Annotated in this window: 18 protein-coding genes and 1 tRNA gene; 10 read left to right on the top strand and 9 right to left on the bottom strand. The window is 72.6% G+C overall.

Annotated features, from left to right (window positions below; genetic code table 11):
* Window positions 1–24: 24 nt before the first annotated feature.
* Window positions 25–1182 (top strand): acetyl-CoA C-acetyltransferase, encoded by a 1158-nt coding sequence (locus ACIQVL_RS01425; protein WP_403435023.1) that lies wholly within the window; start codon window positions 25–27, stop codon window positions 1180–1182.
* A 170-nt stretch (window positions 1183–1352) separates the two neighbouring features.
* Here ACIQVL_RS01425 and ACIQVL_RS01420 read toward each other — a convergent pair whose 3' ends face one another.
* The 4 genes from ACIQVL_RS01420 to ACIQVL_RS01405 are packed head-to-tail and all read right to left on the bottom strand — an operon-like array spanning window position 1353 to window position 4756.
* Window positions 1353–2402, bottom strand: coding sequence for an NAD(P)H-dependent flavin oxidoreductase (locus ACIQVL_RS01420; protein ID WP_403473969.1), 1050 nt, complete (start codon window positions 2400–2402; stop codon window positions 1353–1355).
* Complete coding sequence (locus ACIQVL_RS01415) at window positions 2402–3148, bottom strand: CoA-transferase subunit beta (protein ID WP_403435026.1); 747 nt, start codon at window positions 3146–3148, stop codon at window positions 2402–2404. The genes ACIQVL_RS01420 and ACIQVL_RS01415 overlap by 1 nt, the downstream gene beginning before the upstream one ends.
* Window positions 3145–4011: a CoA transferase subunit A gene (locus tag ACIQVL_RS01410; protein ID WP_403473968.1), complete on the bottom strand. Its 867-nt coding sequence runs from the start codon at window positions 4009–4011 to the stop codon at window positions 3145–3147. Before ACIQVL_RS01410 ends, ACIQVL_RS01415 begins: the two co-directional genes overlap by 4 nt.
* Window positions 4004–4756, bottom strand: coding sequence for an enoyl-CoA hydratase family protein (locus tag ACIQVL_RS01405; RefSeq protein WP_403473966.1), 753 nt, complete (start codon window positions 4754–4756; stop codon window positions 4004–4006). Before ACIQVL_RS01405 ends, ACIQVL_RS01410 begins: the two co-directional genes overlap by 8 nt.
* Window positions 4757–4857: 101 nt before the next feature.
* On the opposite strand from ACIQVL_RS01405, the gene ACIQVL_RS01400 reads away from it, so the two are divergent.
* Entirely contained in the window at window positions 4858–5625 is a 768-nt protein-coding gene (locus tag ACIQVL_RS01400; protein WP_403473965.1) for an SDR family oxidoreductase, read from the top strand.
* Between the two features lies 1 nt (window position 5626).
* Window positions 5627–6532, top strand: coding sequence for an SDR family oxidoreductase (locus ACIQVL_RS01395; protein ID WP_403435033.1), 906 nt, complete (start codon window positions 5627–5629; stop codon window positions 6530–6532).
* Between the two features lie 27 nt (window positions 6533–6559).
* Here the strand turns inward: ACIQVL_RS01395 and ACIQVL_RS01390 are convergent, their stop codons facing one another.
* Together ACIQVL_RS01390 and ACIQVL_RS01385 are read right to left on the bottom strand one after the other, a co-directional pair.
* On the bottom strand, window positions 6560–7450 hold the full coding sequence (locus tag ACIQVL_RS01390) for a hypothetical protein (protein ID WP_403435035.1): 891 nt from the start codon (window positions 7448–7450) through the stop codon (window positions 6560–6562).
* Window positions 7451–7605: 155 nt separating this feature from the next.
* A complete protein-coding gene (locus tag ACIQVL_RS01385; RefSeq protein WP_403473964.1) occupies window positions 7606–9357 on the bottom strand; it encodes a beta-galactosidase family protein in 1752 nt (583 codons plus the stop codon).
* Window positions 9358–9518: 161 nt separating this feature from the next.
* Here ACIQVL_RS01385 and ACIQVL_RS01380 point away from each other — a divergent pair, with 161 nt between their 5' ends.
* From ACIQVL_RS01380 to pepN, 3 genes are all read left to right on the top strand, one after another.
* Window positions 9519–10400: a helix-turn-helix domain-containing protein gene (locus ACIQVL_RS01380; RefSeq protein WP_403435482.1), complete on the top strand. Its 882-nt coding sequence runs from the start codon at window positions 9519–9521 to the stop codon at window positions 10398–10400.
* Window positions 10401–10435: 35 nt separating this feature from the next.
* Entirely contained in the window at window positions 10436–10786 is a 351-nt protein-coding gene (locus tag ACIQVL_RS01375) for a chorismate mutase (protein WP_403435038.1), read from the top strand.
* Between the two features lie 234 nt (window positions 10787–11020).
* Window positions 11021–13504: an aminopeptidase N gene (gene pepN / locus ACIQVL_RS01370; protein ID WP_403435040.1), complete on the top strand. Its 2484-nt coding sequence runs from the start codon at window positions 11021–11023 to the stop codon at window positions 13502–13504.
* Window positions 13505–13703: 199 nt separating this feature from the next.
* Here the strand turns inward: pepN and ACIQVL_RS01365 are convergent, their stop codons facing one another.
* Window positions 13704–14252 (bottom strand): GNAT family N-acetyltransferase, encoded by a 549-nt coding sequence (locus ACIQVL_RS01365; RefSeq protein ID WP_403473963.1) that lies wholly within the window; start codon window positions 14250–14252, stop codon window positions 13704–13706.
* Between the two features lie 231 nt (window positions 14253–14483).
* Between ACIQVL_RS01365 and ACIQVL_RS01360 the strand changes: the two genes are divergently transcribed.
* Together ACIQVL_RS01360 and ACIQVL_RS01355 are read left to right on the top strand one after the other, a co-directional pair.
* Window positions 14484–15842, top strand: a complete 1359-nt coding sequence (locus tag ACIQVL_RS01360) for a pyridoxal phosphate-dependent decarboxylase family protein (RefSeq protein WP_403435044.1) — start codon at window positions 14484–14486, stop codon at window positions 15840–15842.
* A complete protein-coding gene (locus ACIQVL_RS01355) occupies window positions 15839–17254 on the top strand; it encodes a lysine N(6)-hydroxylase/L-ornithine N(5)-oxygenase family protein (RefSeq protein WP_403473962.1) in 1416 nt (471 codons plus the stop codon). Before ACIQVL_RS01360 ends, ACIQVL_RS01355 begins: the two co-directional genes overlap by 4 nt.
* 41 nt (window positions 17255–17295) lie before the next feature.
* Here ACIQVL_RS01355 and ACIQVL_RS01350 read toward each other — a convergent pair whose 3' ends face one another.
* Window positions 17296–19092, bottom strand: coding sequence for a bifunctional metallophosphatase/5'-nucleotidase (locus ACIQVL_RS01350; RefSeq protein WP_403435046.1), 1797 nt, complete (start codon window positions 19090–19092; stop codon window positions 17296–17298).
* 243 nt (window positions 19093–19335) lie between these two features.
* On the opposite strand from ACIQVL_RS01350, the gene pyk reads away from it, so the two are divergent.
* Window positions 19336–20772: a pyruvate kinase gene (gene pyk / locus ACIQVL_RS01345; RefSeq protein ID WP_403473961.1), complete on the top strand. Its 1437-nt coding sequence runs from the start codon at window positions 19336–19338 to the stop codon at window positions 20770–20772.
* 77 nt (window positions 20773–20849) lie between these two features.
* On the opposite strand, the gene ACIQVL_RS01340 is transcribed toward pyk, so the two are convergent.
* Window positions 20850–20924, bottom strand: a tRNA-Leu gene (locus ACIQVL_RS01340).
* A gap of 100 nt (window positions 20925–21024) precedes the next feature.
* On the opposite strand from ACIQVL_RS01340, the gene ACIQVL_RS01335 reads away from it, so the two are divergent.
* A complete protein-coding gene (locus ACIQVL_RS01335; RefSeq protein WP_403435050.1) occupies window positions 21025–21678 on the top strand; it encodes an ANTAR domain-containing response regulator in 654 nt (217 codons plus the stop codon).
* Window positions 21679–21692 lie beyond the last annotated feature (14 nt).

The raw sequence follows: 21692 nt of genomic DNA, 5'->3' as shown, positions 1-21692 counted from the left end.
CTTTCTGCCGAGGGAGTTGCCGATATGGCCGAGGCCTACATCGTCGAAGCGGTGCGTACGCCGGTCGGGCGGCGCAAGGGCGGACTGAGCGGGGTCCACCCGGCCGATCTGGGCGCCCATGTGCTGACCGCCCTGGTCGAGCGGTCGGGCGTGGACCCGGCCGCCGTCGAGGACGTCGTCTTCGGCTGCCTCGACGCGGTGGGGCCGCAGGCCGGCGACATCGCCCGGACCTGCTGGCTGGCGGCCGGGCTGCCCGAGGAGGTGCCCGGCGTCACCGTCGACCGCCAGTGCGGCTCCTCGCAGCAGGCCGTCCACTTCGCCGCACAGGCCGTCCTCTCCGGCACTCAGGACCTGGTGGTCGCGGGCGGCGTCCAGAACATGTCGCAGATCCCCATCGCCTTCGCCTCCCGCCAGGCCGCCGAGCCCCTGGGCCTGACCGAGGGCCCCTTCCTGGGCAGCGAGGGCTGGCGTTCCCGCTACGGCAGCCGGCCCGTCAACCAGTTCGCCGGCGCCGAGATGATCGCCGCCAAGTGGGGCATCAGCCGCCGGGACCAGGAGGAGTTCGCCCTGAACTCCCACCGCAGGGCACTGCGCGCCATCGACGAGGGCCGCTTCGAGCGGGAGATCGTGCCCTACGGCCCGGTCGCCGTGGACGAAGGCCCGCGCCGCGACACCTCCCTGGAGAAGATGGCCGCCCTGCAGCCGGTCGTCGACGGCGGCACCATCACCGCCGCCTGCTCCTCCCAGGTCTCCGACGGCGCCGCCGCCATGCTCCTCGCCTCCGAACGCGCCGTCCGCGAACACGGGTTACGCCCCCGGGCCCGCGTCCACCACCTCTCCGTCCGCGGCGAGGACCCCATCCGGATGCTCTCCGCCCCGATCCCGGCCACCGCCCACGCCCTCAAGAAGACCGGCCTCACCATCGACGCCATCGACCTCGTCGAGATCAACGAGGCCTTCGCCCCGGTCGTCCTCGCCTGGCTCAAGGAGACCGGCGCCGACCCCGCCAAGGTCAACGTCAACGGTGGCGCGATAGCCCTCGGCCACCCCCTCGGCGCCACCGGCGTCAAACTGATGACCACCCTCCTCCACGAACTGGAACGCACCGGCGGCAGGTACGGCCTGCAAACCATGTGCGAAGGCGGGGGGCAGGCGAACGTGACGATCATCGAGCGCATGTGACTGAAGCGGTGAAGGAGCGGCCGCCCGCATCGGCGGACGGAGTCCGCCGCAGGCCGCCGAAGCCTGGGAGGCCCCCTGGGGCCGAGCAGTGCGAGGGGGCCGTTGGAGAGGTGCCCAGGTGCGAGGGCGGGGGACAGGCGACGTGACGATCGTCGAGCGTCTGTAGGGCCTCACTTGAGGGCCGTCAGCCGTTCCCGTGTGTCCTCCGCCTCCTTCATGATCCGTCCCACCAGCTCCGCGCACGACGGCAGGTCGTCGATCACCCCGGCGACCTGCCCGGACGCCATCACCCCGAGATCCGCGCGGCCGTCCACCATCGCCGACCTGAGCAGCATCGGCGTGTTCGCGGCCAGCAGCACCTGACTCCAGGACAGTTCCTTGCCGTGCCGCAGGGCCAGGCCGTCCCGCACCATCTGCGGCCAGGTGAGCCCGGACAGCTTCCGGAACCCCGCCGCCCGCCGGATCGCGTGCAGCAGACCCCGGGCCCGGCCCGAGCGCTCCAGCGCGGTCACCAGATCGGTCCGCAGCATCCGGTGCGGCAGCCCGTCCACCGCCCTGGTCACCGTGACGTCCCTGACCGTCGCCGCCAGATACCGCGCCTTCACCGCGTCCGGCACCGTCGAGTCCGAGGTGAGCAGGAACCGGGTCCCCATCGCGACCCCCGCCGCGCCGTACGCCAGCGCCGCCACCAGCCCCCGGCCGTCGAAGAACCCCCCGGCGGCCACCACCGGTATCCGCACCGCGTCCACCACCTGCGGCAGCAGCACGCTCGTCGCCACCTCGCCGGTGTGCCCGCCGCCCTCGCCGCCCTGCACGATCACCGCGTCCGCGCCCCACGCCGCCACCTTCTCGGCATGCCGCCGCGCCCCCACGGACGGGATCACCACCACGCCCGCCTCCTTCAGCTCGGCGATCAGCTCGGGGGAGGGGGCGAGCGCGAAGGACGCCACCCGCACACCCCCGTCGATGATCAGCCGGACCCGGTCGCCGGCGTCGGCCGCGTCCGCCCGCAGGTTCACCCCGAACGGGGCGTCCGTACGGCACCGCACCTCGGCGATCGCCGCCCGCAGCTGGTCGAGGGTCATCGTGGCGGAGGCCAGGATGCCGAGGGCTCCGGCGGCGGCCGTCGCCGAGACCAGGCGGGGGCCCGCCACCCAGCCCATCCCGGTCTGCACGATCGGATACCGGACCCCGGCCAGCCGGGTCAGTGCCGTCTCCATCAGCCGGCGACCTCCCTCGTCCGCGCCCCGGCCGGATCCAGCACCTCGCGGATCAGCCGCAGCTCCTCCGGGGTCGGTTCCCGGGTGTACGGCACCTCGTCCGGGACGGCCGGCTCGAAGTCGGTCGCCTCCCGGACCTGGCCGACGCTCACCCCGGGATGCAGCGCCGCCAGCCGCATCGAGTGGTCCGGGGTCTCGAAGTCGAAGACGCCCAGGTCGGTGACGACCCGCGGGATGCGGTGGAAGCGCTCCGTGCCCGGGTGCGCGGCGACCCGGTCGTACCCCACCCCGCACACCATGTCGACCTGCGCCACGAACACCCGCCGGGAGTGCTTCGGGACCCAGTAACTCGTCGGGTTGTTGAGGGTGTTGAGCGGCGCGCCGCGCACCCCCAGCAGCTGGCGGCGGGGCCGGGACCAGTCGCCGACGCAGGAGATGTTCTGGTTGCCGTACCGGTCGAGCTGGCTCGCGCCCATCATCACGTGCCGGCGCCCGCCGGAGACCAGGGCGAGATGCTGCCGGTAGGGCAGCCAGCCCTCGGGTGTCCCGTCCGGGCGGACCAGCAGGGCCTCGCCGTCGGTCAGCAGCAGGTCCGGCGCGAAGGTCAGCCGGGCCAGGCGGGCGCCCAGGGACGGGATCAGGCCCATCGGGCTCGCCAGGATCTCACCGGAGCCGCGCCAGGCCTCGGCGCAGGCGATGACGCAGTACTCGGAGCGCAGCACCTGCGTGTGCGGTGTGTCCGTCACCCCTGCCCCTCCTGCCCTTCCTGTTCCTCCTGCCAGTTCCGCACCGCCGACCGGTACGCCTGCTCGTCCCCGGCCAGGAACCGCCCGGAGAACTCCGCCCAGGACGTCGTCGCGTACAGCCGCTGGAACGCCTCGTCCCGGCCGTAGTCGGGCGCGCAGGACGTGAAGTGTGCGCCGCCCGGCACCTCCACGACCCCCGTCACGTTCAGCCGCTTGACGAGCAGCGACTGCGGGGGCGCCTCCTTCGTCAGCTCGGCGGTGTCCACGATCCGTTCGCAGGAGACGTAGGCCGCGTCCGCCGCCTCGCAGAACAGGTCGTCGAAGTACGGGTCCGGGCCCAGGTACTGCCCGTTGCCCAGCCGGTCGGCGCGGTTGACGTGGACCAGGGCCGCGTCCAGGCGCAGGGCGGGCATCGCCACGAACGTCTCCCCGTCCTCGTACGGCGAGGTGACGGTCCGCAAGCCGGGGTTGACCCGCAGGACGTCCGAGCCGATCCCGGCGCGCACCGGCAGGAACGGCAGCCGGTTCGCGGCCGCGTGCAGGCCCCACATGAACATGCCCTCGTCGACCTCCATGAGCTCGAACGCCCCGCGCTCGCGCGCCGCGCGGTAGTGCGGTTCGAGCGGGACGGAGTCGAGGGTGACGAAGGGCGTCACCAGCTTGCGCACCAGGCCGGCCGCGACCAGCATCCCGACGTCCGGGCCGCCGTACGAGACCAGCGTCAGATCGTCGATGCCGCTCCGGAGTACCGCTCTGACCAGCGACATCGGCTTGCGCCGGGAACCCCAGCCGCCGATGCCGAGGGTCATGCCGCTGGTCAGCCGGGCGACGGCCTCGTCGGCGGTCATCGTCTTGTCAGTCACTCCCCGCACCCTCCTTCCCGAAGGTGTCGCGTACCCGGTCGGCCACCCCGCTGAGGGCGGCCTCGAAGGTGAAGCCCTGTTCGAAGCGGTAGCTGCGCCGCACGTCGACGGGGTCGATGCCGTTGATGGCGGCCTTGGCCAGGCGCAGCAGCCGGCCGTCCTTGGCGGCTATCTCCCGCGCCAGCTCCAGCGCCGCGGAGTCCAGTTCACCGCGGTCCACCACCCGCCACACCGAGCCGTGGGCGTGCAGCTCGGCCGCGGTCGCCGTGCGCGAGGTGTAGTACAGCGTCCGCATCAGATGCGGCGGGACCAGGCGGGCCAGGTGGGTGGCCGCGCCCAGGGCGCCCCGGTCCAGCTCCGGCAGCCCGAAGACGGCGTCCTCGCTCGCCACGATCGCGTCCGCGTTGCCCACCAGCCCTATCCCGCCGCCCAGGCAGAAGCCGTGCACCGCGGCCACCACCGGGGTCTCGCACTCGTACACCGCCGCGAAGGCCTCCGCGCAGCCCCGGTTGGCGCCGAGCAGTGCCGCGTTTCCGTCCGCCTGTATCTCCTTGATGTCCACACCCGCGTTGAAGCCCCGGCCCCGTGCCGTCAGCACGACACAACGGGTCGCCGGGTCGCGGCCCGCCGCGCGCACCGCGTCCGCCAGCGCGAACCAGCCGCGCACCGGCAGCGCGTTCACCGGGGGGTGGTCGACCGTGACGAGCGCGATGCCCTTTTCCGGAGACGAGGTGGAGACACCCATGGACGCATCAGCTACCTTCGCAGTCAGCTGCCTTTCCACCAAACATTTGTTAGGTGTGAGGCTTCGAAGCTAGCAGCCGGTGCGGACGAGCGGGAGGCCCTGTGGATAACTCGCCGAGCGGCAGGACGGTCGTCGTGACCGGCGGTACCCGGGGGGTCGGCGCCGGGATCGCGAGGGCCTTCGCCGAGACCGGCGCCCGGGTCCTGGCCTGCGCCCGCCGGCCGCCCGAACAACCCCTCGAAGGCGTCGAGTTCACCTCGCTAGACCTGCGCGACCCGCCCGCCGTGCGCGCCTTCTTCGACGCCCTGCCCCGCCTCGACGTGCTCGTCAACAACGCGGGCGGCGCCCCCTACCGGCGGCTCGCCGACGCGGACGCCGAGCGGCACGCCCGGGTGATCGAGCTGAACCTCCTCACCCCGCTGACCGCGTCCCTCGCCGCGTACGAGCACCTGCGGCGGGCCCGGGGAGCGGTGGTGATGATCGGCAGCGTGAGCGGCGGCCGCCCCTCGCCGGGCTCCGCCGCCTACGGCGCGGCCAAGGCGGGGCTGGAGAACCTCGCCCGGTCCATGGCGGTGGAGTGGGCGCCGGAGGTCCGGGTCAACACCCTCGTGGTCGGCATGGTCCGCACCGAACTGGCCGGCCTCCACTACGGCGGCCCGGACGGCCTCGACGCCGTCTCCCGCACCGTGCCGCTCGGCCGCCTCGCCGTCCCCTCCGACGTCGGCGCCGCCGCCGTCTTCCTCGCCTCCGGCGCGGCCGCCTACATCAGCGGGGCGAGCCTGCTCGTGCACGGGGGCGGCGAGCGGCCCGCCTTCCTCGACGCCGCAACTGCCAACAAGCCGTCCGACCGTTACGACCAGGAGGAGTGAGATGAACGGAATCTGCGCGGGCCGGGTCGTCGTCGTCACCGGCGCCGGCCGCGGGCTCGGCCGGGCCCACGCCCTCGCCTTCGCCGCCGAGGGCGCCCGGGTCGTCGTCAACGACCTCGGCGTCGGCCTCGACGGCGGGCCGGCGGCGGACAGTCCGGCCGGGGCCGTCGTGGCGGAGATCCGTGCGACGGGCGGCGAGGCGGTGGCGCACGGCGGGGACATCGCGACCGACGCCGGTGCCGAGTCGCTGGTGGCGGCGGCCCTGGACGCCTACGGCCGCCTCGACACCCTCGTCAACAACGCAGGCTTCCTCCGCGACCGCATGCTCGTCAACCTCGGCGAGGACGACTGGGACGCGGTCATGCGGGTGCACCTCAAGGGCCATTTCCTGCCGCTGCGGCACGCGGCCGCGCACTGGCGGGCCGAGGCCAAGGCGGGCCGCAGCCCGGTGGCCCGGATCGTCAACACCAGCAGCGGCGCGGGCCTGCTCGGCTCGGTCGGGCAGGGCAACTACAGCGCTGCCAAGGCCGGCATCGTCGGTCTCACCCTGGTCGCGGCGGCCGAGCTGGCCCGCTACGGCGTCCAGGTCAACGCCGTCGCCCCGGCCGCCCGCACCCGGATGACCGAGCGCGCCTTCGCCGCGGCCATGGCCGCCCCCGACGCCGGCTTCGACGCCATGGCCCCCGGGAACGTCGCCCCGCTCGTGGTCTGGCTCGGCTCCGCCGCGAGCGCCGGCGTCACCGGGCGGGTGTTCGAGGCGGAGGGCGGCCGGATCACCGTCATGGAGGGGTGGCGGCCCGGCCCGACCGCCGACAAGGGGGCCCGGTGGACCCCGGCGGAGGCGGGGGAGACGGCGCTGAAACTGCTGGCCGAGGCGGAGCCGCCGGGGGCGGTGTACGGGGCGTGAGACCGGGGGCGCGGGGTCCGGCGGGGTCTACGTGTCGCACTCCAGCACCGTCCGGCACAGTGAGCACCGGGCCCGGACCCGACCCCGCACCGGCACCCTGATCCGCTGGTGGCAGGTCGGGCACGGGAACGAGACCCGCAGCCGGCCGCCGCTGTCGGGGGTGAAGGCGTAGGAGGCACCGGGCTGCGAAGGCGGCGCGGCGGGGGCATGGCGGCGGTCCCGGGCGTAGCGGCGCCGGCCCGCCCACCCGGCCGCGCTGAGCGGCGGCTGTTCCGCGTCCTGGCGGGCCCTGGCCATGCCCTTCTGGTACGCGGTGTAGGCCTGCGGGCTGGTGAACCACACCGACGGGTCCTCGTGGAAGACGAGGGCGCGCTTGGCCAGCACGTAGCCGAACTCCTCCGGGGTGAGGTAGCCGAGCTTCTGGGAGGCCTCGCCGTGCTCCCGGTAGGCGTCCAGCAGCAGCCAGCCCGCCCCGAGGTAGGTGGTCGCCGTGTCGGTGAGGATCTCGTTCTCCCGGACACCCGGGAAGGACAGGTCCAGGCGGTGCAGGTAGACGTGCATCACCTCGTGGGCGAGGGCCGCGCCGATGTCCTCGCGGTGGGTGCGGAAACGGTCGTTCAGCTCGACGAAGTACTCCGGGCCCGCCGTGAGTTCGACGTTCGCCGCGTGCGTCATGTCCTTGAAGCCGACGATCATGCGGGCGTCGGGCAGCCGGAAGTGCCGGACGATCTCGCGGGCGACGCGCTGCGAGCCGAGGTGCAGGTCGTCGGTGTCGCAGAACGCGACGTCGGCGGGGACGACGCTGGTGGCGAAGGTCTGGACGGTGTCGTACGACAGCCGCCGGTACAACGCCGTGATGGCGGCCCGCACGGTGTCCAGGTGCGGGTAGCCGTGCTCTACCGGGCCGCCGTTCGCCACGTCTCCTACCCCCACGGACGCCGCTGGAGCTGTCTTTCACAGTATGCGGGGGACGGCGGGGATTGGGGGGCGGAAGGCTGCCCGGACACCGCGGGCCGGCGGGGGTCGACCGTGCCCACGCGGCGGAGCCGCAGGTCGACTACCGCCCCGCGCCCCTAGAGGGGCGCCAGCCGGACCGTTTCCCGTGCGGTGTCCTGCAGCTCCAGGACCCAGACCTCGTTCTCGCCCTCCTTCAGGACCGGGCCCGGCACGTAGAGCGACTGCTGCGGGCCCGTCGACCAGTAGCGGCCGAGGTTGAAGCCGTTGATCCAGACGAAGCCCCGGGTCCAGCCGGGGAGTTCCACGCGCGCGTCCCCTGCGCCGTGAATCGTCACCGTTGCCCGGTACAGGCCGGGCGTGCCGTCCTCCGGCGGCGGACCGAAGGGCACCGCCGCCACGCCCCCCTCGAACGCGTCCAGGTCGAGTCCACGCGCGCGTACCCCGTGCAGGAACTGGCGCTCGTGCAGGATGCCCCCGGTGATGCCCTTCGGCTCGCCCGAGCGCGGGCCGTAGTTGACGCGGCCCAGGGACTCCACCCAGAGCTCCACGCGCGCGGGGCCTGCGACCGGCTTCTTGAGCTGGGGTTCCTCCTCGGTGAGGACCCCGGCGGGTGTGCCGTCGAGGTACACGACCGCGAGGTCGCGCAGGCCCCGCGCGGTGAGCGGGTACGGCTGCCGCGGGCCGGGCACGTCCACCTCGTAGCGGACCAGTCCCCGGGCGATGTCCAGCTCCTCGAAGGTGGGCGGGACCGGGTGGACGCGTTCGGGGGTGCCGAGGGTCTCCAGGACGCCGGTGAGGGGGGCCCAGCCCGTCAGCTCCGCGTCCGCCGGGGAGGCCAGCCGGGGCGGGGCCGGGGGAAGTTCGGGCAGCGGGCCGTCGTGGTAGGCGGCGAGGATCTCGCGGAAGCGCCAGAACTTCTCCGTGGGGCGGCCGTACTCGTCGATCGGGGCGTCGTAGTCGTACGACGTCACGTCCGCCTCCAGCGGACCCTCGTGCAGTTCGCCGCCGGGCCGGTTGGCGCCCGCCCAGCCGGCGAAGTTGGTGCCGCCGTGCGCCATGTAGACGTTGACCGACGCCCCGCACTCCAGGATCTCCCACAGCGCCGCCGCCGCGTCCCCGGCGTCCCGTACGACGTGCTCGCCGCCCCAGTGGTCGAACCATCCGCACCAGAACTCCATGCACATCAGCGGGCCCTGCGGCTGGTGGCGGCGCAGGGTCTCGAAGGCCTCGCGCGCGTGCGAGCCGAAGTTCACCGTCGCGAGCAGGCCGGGGACCGAGCCGCCGGTGAGCATGTGGTCCTCGGGGCCGTCCGAGGTGACCAGCGGCACCGTGACACCCTCGGCCCGCAGCAGGCCGGTGAGGTGGGCCAGGTAGGCGGCGTCCGAGCCGTAGCTGCCGTACTCGTTCTCGACCTGCACCATGATCACCGGGCCGCCCCGGTCCTGCTGCCGGGACACGACCTCGGGCAGCAGGCGGCGGAACCAGCGGTCCGTGTACCGGAGGAAACGCTCGTCACGCGTGCGTGCCCGTGCGCCCAGCTCGCCCGTCACCCAGTGCGGCAGCCCGCCGTTCTCCCACTCCGCGCAGATGTAGGGACCCAGCCGCACGATCGCCCACAGGCCCGCCTCCCGCGCCGCGTCCAGGAAGCGGCCGAGGGCCTCGACGTCGCGGAAGCCGCCGGGGTGCGGCTCGTGCAGGTTCCAGGGGACGTACGTCTCCACGCAGTTCAGCCCCATGGCCCGCAGCAGCGCCAGCCGGTGGCCCCACTGGTCCTCGTGCACCCGGAAGTAGTGCAGCGCCCCGGACAGCAGCCGTACCGGCCGGCCGTCCAGCAGGAAATCCGTTTCGCCCACCGTGAAGTCGCTCATACGCTCACCTTGGCCTGCTGGCGCGCGCCGAGACCATGGACAAAGATCGGCAGCACTTGGACGGAAGAGACGCGCGGAAGAACCGCACGCAAGAGACGCACGCGAGTGACGCACGGAAGGGGCGCGCAGTGCCGCAGGGAGCGCCGGTCTTCCGTACCTGGATGCGGTTCTTCACGCCCGGCGCGGTCCACCACCGGCTCGGCCTGGTCTGCCTCGGTGTCGGCCTCCAGTACGGCGCGGTGCCCGCCGTCGGCCCGCGTGTGCTGGACGGGCACGTCGCCGTGGTGATCAGCTCGGGCCGGGGCTGGTACCGGATGCCCGACGGGCGCCGCACCGCCGTCACGGCGCCCGCGCTGGTGTGGCTCACGCCCGGCGTCCCGCACCACTACGGTCCCGACCAGGACAGCGGCTGGGACGAGGCGTTCGTGACCTTCGCCGGACCCGACACCGTGACCTACACGGAACTCGGCTACATCGAGCCCGAGCGGCCCGTGGTCCCGCTCGCGGACGCCACCGGCCCCCGGGACGTCATCGCCCGTATCGCGCGTGCCGCCCGCCGCGGCAACCCCCTCCTGGAGGTCGAGACCGGCGCCGCCGTGCACGAACTCCTGGTCGCCCTGCGACGCGCGCGTGCCGACCTCGCCCCCGACGGCGACCCGATGCTGCACGCGCTCGCCCGGGACGCCTGCACCGGGATGACCGTCGCCGACCACGCGGCCCGGCACGGCATGACCCCGGCCGAGCTGCGCACCGCCGTCCGCCGGGTCGCCGGGTGCAGCCCCAAGGACTACCTGATCGGCATCCGCCTCGGCCGCGCCCAGGAACTCCTCGCCACCACCGAACTCTCCGTCGCCGCCGTCGCCCGCCGCGTCGGCTACGACGACCCGGCCTACTTCTCCCGCCTGTTCACCCGCCGGGTCGGCACCGCCCCGGTGCGCTTCCGCGCCCAGCAGAGCCGGGCCGTGCCCGACGACTGGAACGAGGGCCTCCAGGAGGACGGCGAACCGGGTCCGCCGGTGGCCGGATCCGCCGACGGCCCTTAGGGATCACCTCGCCGCCCCCTTTAGGGTTGACGCCCATGACCACCAGCAACACCGGTACCGGTGACGTCGACCCCGCCGTCCGCGAGGAACTCGGCAGGCTGCGCGACAGCATCGACAACATCGACGCGGCCGTCGTCCACATGCTCGCCGAGCGCTTCAAGGCCACCCAGCAGGTCGGCCGCCTCAAGGCGGTCCACCGGCTGCCCCCGGCCGACCCGGCCCGCGAGGCCCGGCAGATCGCCCGGCTGCGCGCCCTCGCCGAGAACGCCAAGCTCGACCCCGCCTTCGCCGAGAAGTTCCTGAACTTCATCATCGCCGAGGTGATCAGGCACCACGAATCCATCGCCGAGGACACCGTGAACGGCCGGGAGACCGAAGGCCGCTGATCCGGGGAACCCGGCGCACACCTCGACGAGCGTCCGGCACCGCAGGGGGACCCCGTGCGGTGGCGATCACCGCAGGGCGACCCCCGTGCGGTGAGGGGCGCTCGAACAGGCGCTCCAGGCGCAGGGGGCGCCCATCGGCGCCGTCTCGTGCCACCCCATGACCCGGGCCGGACATAAGCCGCGTACCGCACCCGCCCCTGTGCGTTGTCGGTGTCATCAGGCAGCATGGCCCGCATGTCCGTACTGACTCGCGACGAAGCGCAGAGCCGCGCCGAGCTCCTCGACGTCCACCGCTACACGATCGACCTCGACCTGGCCACCGGGGACGAGACCTTCGACTCCCGCACCGTGATCCGGTTCACGGCCCGGTCCGACGGCGACACCTTCGTCGAGATGAAGCCCGCCACCCTGCGCGCCGTCACCCTCGACGGACAGCCCCTCGACCCCGGGACGCTCGACCAGGACCGGCTGCCGCTGAAGGACCTCGCCGCGGGCGAGCACGAACTGTGCGTCGAGGCCACCATGCGCTACTCGCACACAGGCGAGGGCATGCACCGCTTCACGGACCCCGCGGACGACGCGACGTACGTCTACACCCAGCTGTTCATGGACGACGTGCAGCGCGTCTTCGCCGCCTTCGACCAGCCCGACCTGAAGGCCGTCTTCGAGCTGTCGGTGACCGCCCCCGAAGGCTGGACGGTGCTCGCCAACGGCGTCACCGAGCACCTCGGCGAGGGCCGCTGGCAGGCCGCCGCCACCCCGCTGATCTCCACCTACCTGGTCGCCGTCGCCGCCGGCCCCTGGCACTCGGTGCGCACCGAGCACCGCGGACTGCCCTTCGGCATCCACTGCCGCCGCTCCCTGGCCCCGCACCTGGACGCCGACGCCGAGGAGATCCTCGACATCACGCGCGCGTGCTACGACCGCTACCACGAGAAGTTCGAGGAGCCCTACCCCTTCGACTCCTACGACCAGGCGTTCGTCCCCGAGTTCAACGCCGGTGCCATGGAGAACCCGGGTCTGGTCACCTTCCGCGACGAGTTCGTCTACCGCTCCGCCGTCACCGACACCGAGCGGCAGACCCGCGCGATGGTCATCGCCCACGAGATGGCCCACATGTGGTTCGGCGACCTGGTCACCCTCAGGTGGTGGGACGACATCTGGCTGAACGAGTCCTTCGCCGAGTACATGGGCTACCAGACCCTCACCGAGGCCACCCGGTACACCGACACCTGGGTCGACTTCGGCGTGGCCCGCAAGGCCTGGGGCTACGACGCGGACCAGCGCCCCTCCACCCACCCGGTCGCCCCCGAGGCCGTCGACGACACCGCCGCCGCCCTGCTCAACTTCGACGGCATCTCCTACGCCAAGGGCGCCTCCGCGCTGCGCCAGCTGGTCGCCTGGATGGGCGAGAAGGACTTCCTGGACGGCATCAACATCCACTTCCGGCGGCACCGGTTCGGCAACGCCACCCTCGCCGACTTCGTCGACTCCCTCGCCGCCGCCACCGAACGCGACGTGCACGCCTGGGCCGACACCTGGCTGCGCACCACCGGCGTCGACACCCTCACCCCGGTCCTGGCCGCCGCGGCCGACGGCACCCGCACCCTCACCGTCGAGCGCACCGGCAGCCGCCCGCACCGCATCAGCGTCGGCGTCTACGACCAGGACCTCACCGACGAGGCCCGGCTCACCCTGCGCGAGCGCATCGACCTCGACATCCCGCAGACCGCGCCCCAGGTCCTCGGCAAGCGCCCCGCCCTGCTCGTGCTCAACGACGGCGACCTGACCTACGCCAAGGTCCGCTTCGACGCCGGGTCCGCCGCCACCGCCCGCGCCCACCTGTCGGGCCTGCCCGACCCGCTGACCCGCGCGGTGGTCTGGAACGCCCTGCGGGACGCGGTCCGCGACGGCGAGCTGCCGCCCGCCGCCTACCTGGAGACCGCCCGCGCCCATCTCCCGCGCGAGACCGACCTCGCCCTCGTCCAGGGCGTGCTGGCCTTCACAGCGGTCCACGTCGTCGACCGGTACCTCAGGCCCGAGGACCGCCCCGCGGCCCTCGCCACCGTCTCCGCCCTGTGCCGCGACTTCATGCGGCGCACCGAGGACGGCGACAACCCCGGGCTGCGCCTGATCGCCGTACGGCACTTCATCGCCGCCGCCGCCCACCCCGACACCATCGCCGCCTGGCTCGCCGAGGGCACCGTGCCCGGCGGGCCCGAGCTCGACCCCGAGCTGCGCTGGCGCATCATGACCCGGCTCGCCGTCCTCGGCGCCGTCGACGAGGCCCGGATCGCCGCCGAACTGGCCCGCGACCCGAGCGCCAGCGGCCAGGAGGGCGCCGCGCGCTGCCGGGCCGCGCTGCCCGACCCCGAGGCCAAGCGCACCGCCTGGGAGGCGATGTTCACCGGCGACGAGCTGTCCAACTACCTGTTCACCGCCACCGCCGAGGGCTTCTGGCACCCCGAGCAGGCCGACCTGGTCCGCGACTACGTGCCGCGGTACTACCGGGACGCGGTCGCCGTCGCCGCCCGGCGCGGCCCCCGCATCGCCACGGTCACCGGCCGGCAGGCCTTCCCCGCGCACGCCGTCGACGCCGAGAACCTCGCCCTCGGCCGGGCCTGCCTGGCCGACGGCGAGCCGGTGACGGCCCTGCGCCGCCACCTGGTCGACGAACTGGACGACCTGGAAAGGGCGTTGCGGGTCCGCGAGGCGTAGGGCGGCGGACGTACGACGACCCGGGCACGGCTGGTCCCCGACGACGATGCGGGGACCGGCCGCCGCTCCTGGGCTCGGTGCCGGAGAAGCACCGGAGCTCAAGATCACCGGCCGGCCGGCACGGACCTTCGCACAGCGGGCCGCCGACCACGCGGCCGGCTTCCGCCCGTGAAGTCCTCGCTTCCCAGGGCCGGCCCCGTCAGCCCGCGGACAGCCGCAGCTCCGCCCGGCGCACCGCGCCCTCCCGCGGTCCCGCCCGCCGGTTGCCCACCTCGGCCGTCCGGGACGCCTCCGCGCCCAGCGTGAAACCCAGGCGCTCCAGGAAGCACTCCCCGGAACGCCAGCCCGGCGGCACCGACGCCGTCACCAGGGACACCCCGTCGGCATGCGCGAGCAGCGACTCGGCCAGCGCCCGCCCCAGCCCCCGGCCCCGCACCCAGGGCGCCAGCAGGAACAGCCCCACCGCCACCGCGCCGGGCGCCGGATGGTTCCGTACCGCGTCCACCAGGCCCGAGACGACCCCGTCCCGCTCCAGCACCAGCAGCACCTTGTCGGCGGGGTCGGCGCCCTCGGGCAGCCCGTAGAACAGGCTCTGCACGTCGCCCGGCCCCGACGGCAGCCCGGTCGCCGCCACGAACCAGTCCTCGCAGGCCTCGAAGAGGTCCAGCAGCGGCGCCTCGTCCGCAGGCCGCGGTTCCCGCACCAGCACCCGCTCACCGGGCACGTCGATCATCCACGCGTCAACCACGCGACCGACGCTAACCCCGGTCAGCCCGGGTCTCAACGCCCTTTCACCGCTTGCTCCGACGCGCCCGGGGCGCACCGCCCCGACAGGTTTTCCCCGCACGGCAGTACCCACTTTCGGGTTTCGATCGTTGAACTTTGGGGGCGCGCAGACCCAATCCCGTACAAGCTGGAACTCCCCCCGCGGACAACCCCTTTCGGACAACCCCTTTCGGCCGCGCCCCGAGGAGATCCCATGAGCACGCCGCCTCTCGCATCCGGACCCCAGGGCCCCGACGCCCTGCGGCCTCTGCTGGACACCGTGCTCGACGCGCTGCGCGCGGGCGGCCGGGCGCGCGGCGGACCGCTGCCCGCGGGCGGACCCGAGGCGGTGGCCGAGCGGGTCGCGGACGCCGTGGGGGACGTCCTCCCGGACGACGGCGACCCCGACGCCCTGCGCACCCTGGTCACCGCCCTCGCCGAGGGCGCAGCCGACCCCGCCGACCCGCTGTGCGCGGCGCATCTGCACTGCCCGCCGCTGGCCGTCGCCACCGCCGCCGACCTCGCCGCGAGCGCCCTCAACCCGTCCCTGGACTCCTGGGACCAGGCACCGGCCGCCGCCGCCCTGGAAGCCCTGGTCACCCGCACCCTCGCGCACACCATCGGCCTCTCCGACGCGGTGGTCACCACCGGCGGCACCGAGTCCAACCAGCTCGCCCTGCTGCTGGCCCGCGAGGCCCTCGGGGGCGGCCTCCGGCTGGTCTGCGGGGCCAACGCCCACCACTCGCTGCCCCGTGCGGCCTGGCTGCTCGGCCTGCCCGACCCCGTCGTGGTCCCCGCCCCGAACGGCACCCTCGACCCGGCCGCCCTGCACGCCGCCCTCACCCAGCTGCCCCGGCCGCTGCTGGTCGCCGCCACCGCGGGCACCACCGACGCCGGGCTCATCGACCCGCTCCCCGAGATCGCCGGGCTCTGCGCCGCCCACGGCGCCCGGCTGCACGTCGACGCAGCCTACGGGGGCGGCCTCGCCTTCAGCGACCGGCACCGGGACAAGCTGGCCGGCCTGGAGCGCGCCCACAGCGTCACCCTCGACCTGCACAAACTCGGCTGGCAGCCGGTCGCCGCCGGCCTCCTCGCCGTCGCCCGCCCCGGCGAGCTCGGCGTCCTCCACCACCACGCCGACTACCTCAACGCCGACGACGACACCGAGGCCGGCTACCCCGACCTGCTCGGCCGCTCCCTGCGCACCACCCGGCGCCCCGACGTCCTCAAGATCGCGGTCACCCTCAAGACCCTGGGCCGCACCGGACTCGGCGCGCTGGTCGACCAGGTGTGCGCCCGCGCGCGGGAGTTCGCCGCCCTCGTCCGCGAACACCCCGCCTTTGACCTGTACGACCGGCCGAACATCAGCACGGTGCTGTTCCGCCCCACCGGAGCCACCGACGACGACGTCGCCGACGTCCGGCGCAGGCTGCTGCACGACGGCCGGGCGGTACTCGGCCGGGCCCGCCTCGACGGCCGGCTCTGGCTCAAGGCCACCCTCCTCAACCCCCACACCCGGCCGGACGAACTGGCCCTCCTCCTGAAACTCGTGGAAGGAACCACGCCCCAATGAGCTCGACGCCCAACCCCCCACGCCACGAGCCCGAAGCACCCCGCGACCTGGTCGGCGTCGGCATCGGGCCGTTCAACCTCTCCCTCGCCGCGCTCGCCCACCCGCTCGCCGAACTCGACGCCGTCTTCTACGAGCAGCGACCGGGCTTCGGCTGGCACGCCGGGCTGCTGATCGACGGCGCCACCATCCAGGTCCCGTTCCTCGCCGACCTGGTGACCCTCGCCGACCCCGCGAACCCCTGGTCGTTCCTCAACTACCTCAAGGCCCGCGACCGGCTCTTCCCCTTCTACTTCGCCGAGCGCTTCCACATCCGGCGCGCCGAGTACGACGCCTACTGCCGCTGGGTCGCCGAGAGCCTGCCCGGACTGTGCTTCTCCCACCAGGTCGACTCCGTCCGCTGGAACTCCGAACGCGACCTGTTCGAGGTCGACTTCACCCGGCTCGACGCCGAAGGCGAGGCCGAGTCGCTCGGCCGCACGTACACGAGGAACGTGGTGCTCGGGGTCGGCACCGTGCCGTACGTGCCCGATCCGCTCAGACCCCTCGTGGAGTCCGCGGGTGTCCCGGTCATCCACGCGGCCGACTACCTCGACCACCGCGAGGCCTTCCTCGCCGCCGAGCACGTCACCGTCGTGGGCTCCGGGCAGTCCGGCGCCGAGGTCTTCCTCGACCTGCTGCGCAACCGGCCCGCCGGCCGCGAGAAGCTGCACTGGATCGGGCGCAGCGAGGCGTTCGCGCCGATGGAGTACTCCAAGCTCGGCCTGGAGCACTTCACCCCCGACTACACCCGCTACTTCCACGCCCTATCGGAGCCCGTCCGGGACCGGGTCGCCTCCGCCCAGTGGCAGCTGCACAAGGGCATCGACGCCGACACCATCACCGCCATCCACGACGAGCTGTACCGCCGTACGCTGCACGGCGGCTGGCCCGAGGCCGTCCTGACCCCGGGGGTCCGGGTCCGCACCGCCGGACGCGTCGCCACCACCAAGGTCGAGCTCCACCTCGAACACGTCCAGCAGGGCAGCCGCTCCCGGCTCACCACCGACGCCGTCGTCCTGGCCACCGGCTACCGCGAACGCCCCCTCGGCCGCCTGCTCGCCGGACTCGACCCGTACCTGCGCCGGGACAACAGCGAACGCCCGCGCGTGGACGAGCGGTTCCGGCTCGTCCTCGACCCGTCGGTGACCGGCACGGCGTACGTCCAGAACGCCGAACTCCACACCCACGGTGTCGGCGCCCCGGACCTGGGCCTGGCCGCCTGGCGCAGCGCGACCATCCTCAACACCCTGACCGGCAAGGACCCCTACGCGCTGCCCGCGCGCACGGCTTTCACCAGCTTCGGCCTGGAGCGGCCGGACGAGCGGGTCCCGGCGCAGCAGCAGCCGAGGCAGCTCACCCCGCTGGTCGACTGAGCGCGGGGCGCCGGTCCCGGACCGGCGCCCTCCCGGCACCCTCAGAACACCGGCGTGCCGTCGCGGGTCAGCTTCCAGTCCGCCGACGCGAAGTCCTTCGGGTCCAGGACCCCCTTGGCGGTCACCCACTCGGCGATCCTGGTGCGGATCTCCGTCGACTCCGACCACAGCTCCTTGGCCGAGGCGACGTACGGGAACGCGCCGCCGCCGTTGGCACGGTAGTTGTTCACGGCGAACACGAACTGCCGGGCGTCGTCGAGGGCGGCGCCCTCGAAGGTCAGGTTCCTGATCCGGGACCCGGCCGCCTGCGCGATGTCGATCTCGTACCGCAGGCCGGAGACGTAGTCGTAGTTGTAGTCCGGGCGGCTGTTCGCGTTCGTCAGCTTGTCCGTGTCGACGGTGACGTCCGCCGCCGTCTGCACGAAGTACCCCGCCGAGTACTCCAGGTACGCGCGGATCTGCGCGCCCGTCATCAGCTTGGCGACCAGCGTGTTGTCGTAGACGTAGAGGCTCGACAGGTCCCGGACGGTCACGTCTCCGGCCGGGATCTCGGAGGTCCGCGAGAACGGCGAGGCCTGCGCGAGCACCGGCAGCGACGCGTACTCCGTGCCCGCCAGGGCCGCCTTGACCACGTCCTCCTGGACCTTGGTGATCAGGTCGATGATCGGGGCGTCCCGGTAGCGGGCCTCGACCGTGGTGAGGGTCTCCGTCGCGGTGCCGACGACCTGGTTGACGTACGTGACGACCTTGGCGTGCTCGTCCTTCAGGAGCCGGGTGATCCTCGGATCGTCGGCGACCGTTTTGGAGTTCAGCAGCGAGGCCGCGACCGACTCCACCTCCCATCCGCCCTTGCCGAACACCAGCTCGATGTCGAAGAGGGAGAGGCGCTCGGCGTAGCACAGCGGCTCGGAGAGGACGACGGTCCTGCCGGTGGCCTCGTTGACGACCTTCAGCTCCGGGATCTCCACGTGCGCGTGGCCGACCAGGATCGCGTCGATGCCCGGCACCTGCCTGGCCACGTTCGCCGCCGCGTTCTCCACGTACGGCACCTGGTCGCCGTAGGAGGAGGTGCCCGAGGAGCCGGAGTGCGCCGAGACCACGACCACGTCCGCGCCCATCGCCTTCAGCTTCGGCACCCACTTCGCGGCCTGCTCCTCCAGGCCGGGGAAGGCGAGCCGGCCCTGGACGTAGGCCTTGTCCCAGATCGCGATGCCCGGGTTGGTCAGGCCGAGGACGGCGACCCTGACCGGCGGGGCGCCGGGGACGTGGAACTTCTTCATGAGGTACGGCGGGAAGGCAGGCCTCAGGGTCTTCGCGTCGACCGCGTTGGCGCCGAGCAGCGGGAAGTCCAGCTGGTCCTCGAACCTGCGGAGCGTCTCGATGCCGTAGTTGAACTCGTGGTTGCCGAGCGCGGCCGCGTCGTACCCGATCGCGTTCATGGCCTGCGCCATCGGGTGCACCGGGCCGCCCTCGGCGGTGATCGGGTCGACCTTGGCGTAGTAGTACGTCAGCGGGGTGCCCTGGATGGTGTCACCGGCGTCCAGGAGCAGAGTGTTGCGGCGACCCTTCGTCCTGCGCACCTGTTCGACCAGGGTCGAGATGCGTGCCAGGCCCATCGCGTTGCCGGCCGGGTCGGAGTACTCCGCGTCCTTGAAGTAGTCCCAGTTGAAGACGTGCCCGTGCAGGTCGGTGGTGCCCATGACGGTGAGCGAGTACCGCCTGGGGTGCCGGGCCGGCCGTCCCGACGCCTGCGCCGGGGCCGCCGCCGCGCCGGCGATCGCCACGCCCGCTCCGGTCGCGGCGGACTGCTCCAGGAATTTCCGACGGTTCAAGGGCATCTTTTGATCTCCTCGCGATTCGGTCAACGACGCGCGTAGATTCTGTCCTGCGCATGACCGCCGACAACAGGCCCGGGAGGTTTCGATCCGATGACCTGAACACGCCGCATTCAACAAGTGCGAGATGCTCATAGGAGCGGGACGCCGCACATTCAACACTTGTCAATAGGCCTTCACGCAAAGGTTGTTGGGTCGTCATGTACGGCCAATTCTCTACCCGCCGGTAAGGCCTAGGCTCGAAACATGCGCCGAGCAAAGATCGTTTGTACTCTGGGGCCCGCCACCGACTCGTACGACCAGATCAAGGCCCTGGTCGAGGCCGGCATGGACGTCGCCCGATTCAACCTCAGCCACGGCAGCTACGCCGAGCACGAGGAGCGCTACCAGCGTGTCCGCAAGGCCTCCGACGAGACCGGTCGCAGCGTCGGGATGCTCGCCGACCTTCAAGGCCCGAAGATCCGGCTCGGCCGCTTCACCGAAGGCCCGGTACTCCTCGAACGCGGTGACACCTTCGTCATCACGGTGGAGGAGGGCGCCGAGGGCGACCGGCACCAGTGCGGGACGACGTACACGGGTCTGGCGGGTGACGTCACCCCCGGCGAGCGCGTCCTCGTCGACGACGGCAAGGTCTGCCTGGAGGTCACCCGCGTCGACGGCCCCCGCGTGCACACCACGGTGGTCGAGGGCGGCATGGTCTCCGACCACAAGGGCCTCAACCTCCCCGGCGTCGCCGTCTCCGTCCCCGCCCTGTCCGACAAGGACGAGGCCGACCTGCGGTGGGCACTGCGCGCCGGCTTCGACGTGATCGCCCTGTCCTTCGTCCGCAGCGGCCGGGACATCGAGGACGTCCACCGCATCATGGACGAGGAGGGCCGCCGCCTTCCCGTGATCGCCAAGGTCGAGAAGCCGCAGGCCGTCGAGAACATCGACTCCATCGTGGCTGCCTTCGACGGCATCATGGTCGCCCGCGGCGACCTGGGCGTGGAGATGCCGCTGGAGCAGGTGCCGATCGTCCAGAAGCGCGCCGTCAAGCTCGCCAAGCGCAACGCCAAGCCGGTCATCGTCGCCACCCAGATGCTCGACTCGATGATCGAGAACTCGCGCCCGACCCGTGCCGAGGCCTCCGACGTCGCCAACGCGGTCATCGACGGCACCGACGCGGTGATGCTCTCCGGCGAGACCAGCGTCGGCAAGTACCCGGTCGAGACCGTCCGCACCATGGCGAAGATCGTCGAGGCGGCCGAGGAGGACATCCTCGCCAGGGGCCTGCCGCCGCTGACCGAGAGCAACAAGCCCCGCACCCAGGGCGGCGCGGTCGCTCGGGCCGCCGCCGAGATCGGCGACTTCCTGGGCGCGAAGTTCCTGGTCGCGTTCACCCAGTCGGGAGACACCGTCCGCCGGCTCTCCCGCTACCGCTCGCCGATCCCGCTGCTCGCCTTCACCCCGGAACCGGCCACCCGCTCCCAGCTCAACCTCACCTGGGGCGTCGAGACCCTCCTCGGCCCGCACGTCGACTCGACGGACAAGATGGTCGACCAGGTCGACGAACTGCTGCTGAAGTACGGGCGCTGCCAGAAGGGCGACGTCGTGGTCATCACGGCGGGGTCCCCGCCCGGTGTCTCCGGCTCCACCAACATGGTCCGGGTGCACCACATCGGCGAGGACGACAGCCCCAAGTAACGTGCGAAGGGCCCCTCCGGTCGACCGGAGGGGCCCTTCGGTCACGCAATTACGCGACCTTGGAATCCAATGAAAAGTGCCCCGGGTCGGACTCGAACCGACACTGTACGGGTTTTGAATCCGTTGCCTGCTGCCAATTGGGCTACCGGGGCTCGAAGAATCAAAGGTGAACCCCGACCCTCCGCGCGTCCACCATACCGTAGCTAGGTAGGCTCTTGTCAGCAGTGCCCCTGCCCTGAACGAGGAGCCCCCGTGACCGCCGCCGAGTCGCCCCAGCCAGTCGACGCACCCGACGACAAGTCGCACGTGCCTCCGCTGACGACCCGTGTCGTCATCGCCGAGGACGAGGCCCTGATCCGGCTCGACCTCAAGGAGATGCTGGAGGAAGAGGGGTACACGGTCGTCGGCGAGGCCGGTGACGGCGAGCAGGCCGTCGAGCTGGCCCGCGAGCACCGCCCCGACCTCGTCATCCTCGACGTCAAGATGCCCAAGCTGGACGGCATCTCGGCGGCCGAGAAGATCGCCGAGGAGTCCATCGCCCCGGTCCTGATGCTCACCGCCTTCTCACAGCGCGACCTCGTCGAGCGCGCCCGCGACGCCGGCGCGATGGCCTACCTGGTCAAGCCGTTCAGCAAGAGCGACGTCGTCCCGGCGATCGAGATGGCAGTCTCCCGCTTCAGCGAGCTGAAGCAGCTGGAGGCGGAGGTCGCCGACCTCTCCCAGCGTCTGGAGACCCGCAAGCTGGTCGACCGCGCGAAGTCCGTCCTCCAGACCGAGTACGGTCTGACCGAGCCGGCCGCGTTCCGCTGGATCCAGAAGACGTCGATGGACCGCCGCATGTCGATGCAGCAGGTCGCGGAGGCGGTCATCGCGGACAGCGACGAGAAGAAGTCCGGCAAGGCGTAACCCCTTCCCCCGCA

Source organism: Streptomyces sp. NPDC090499 (assembly GCF_044769305.1).
Taxonomy (GTDB): Bacteria; Actinomycetota; Actinomycetes; order Streptomycetales; family Streptomycetaceae; genus Streptomyces.
Note: the sequence above shows the minus strand (reverse complement) of the source record. Positions and strands in the feature narration are given on the sequence as shown.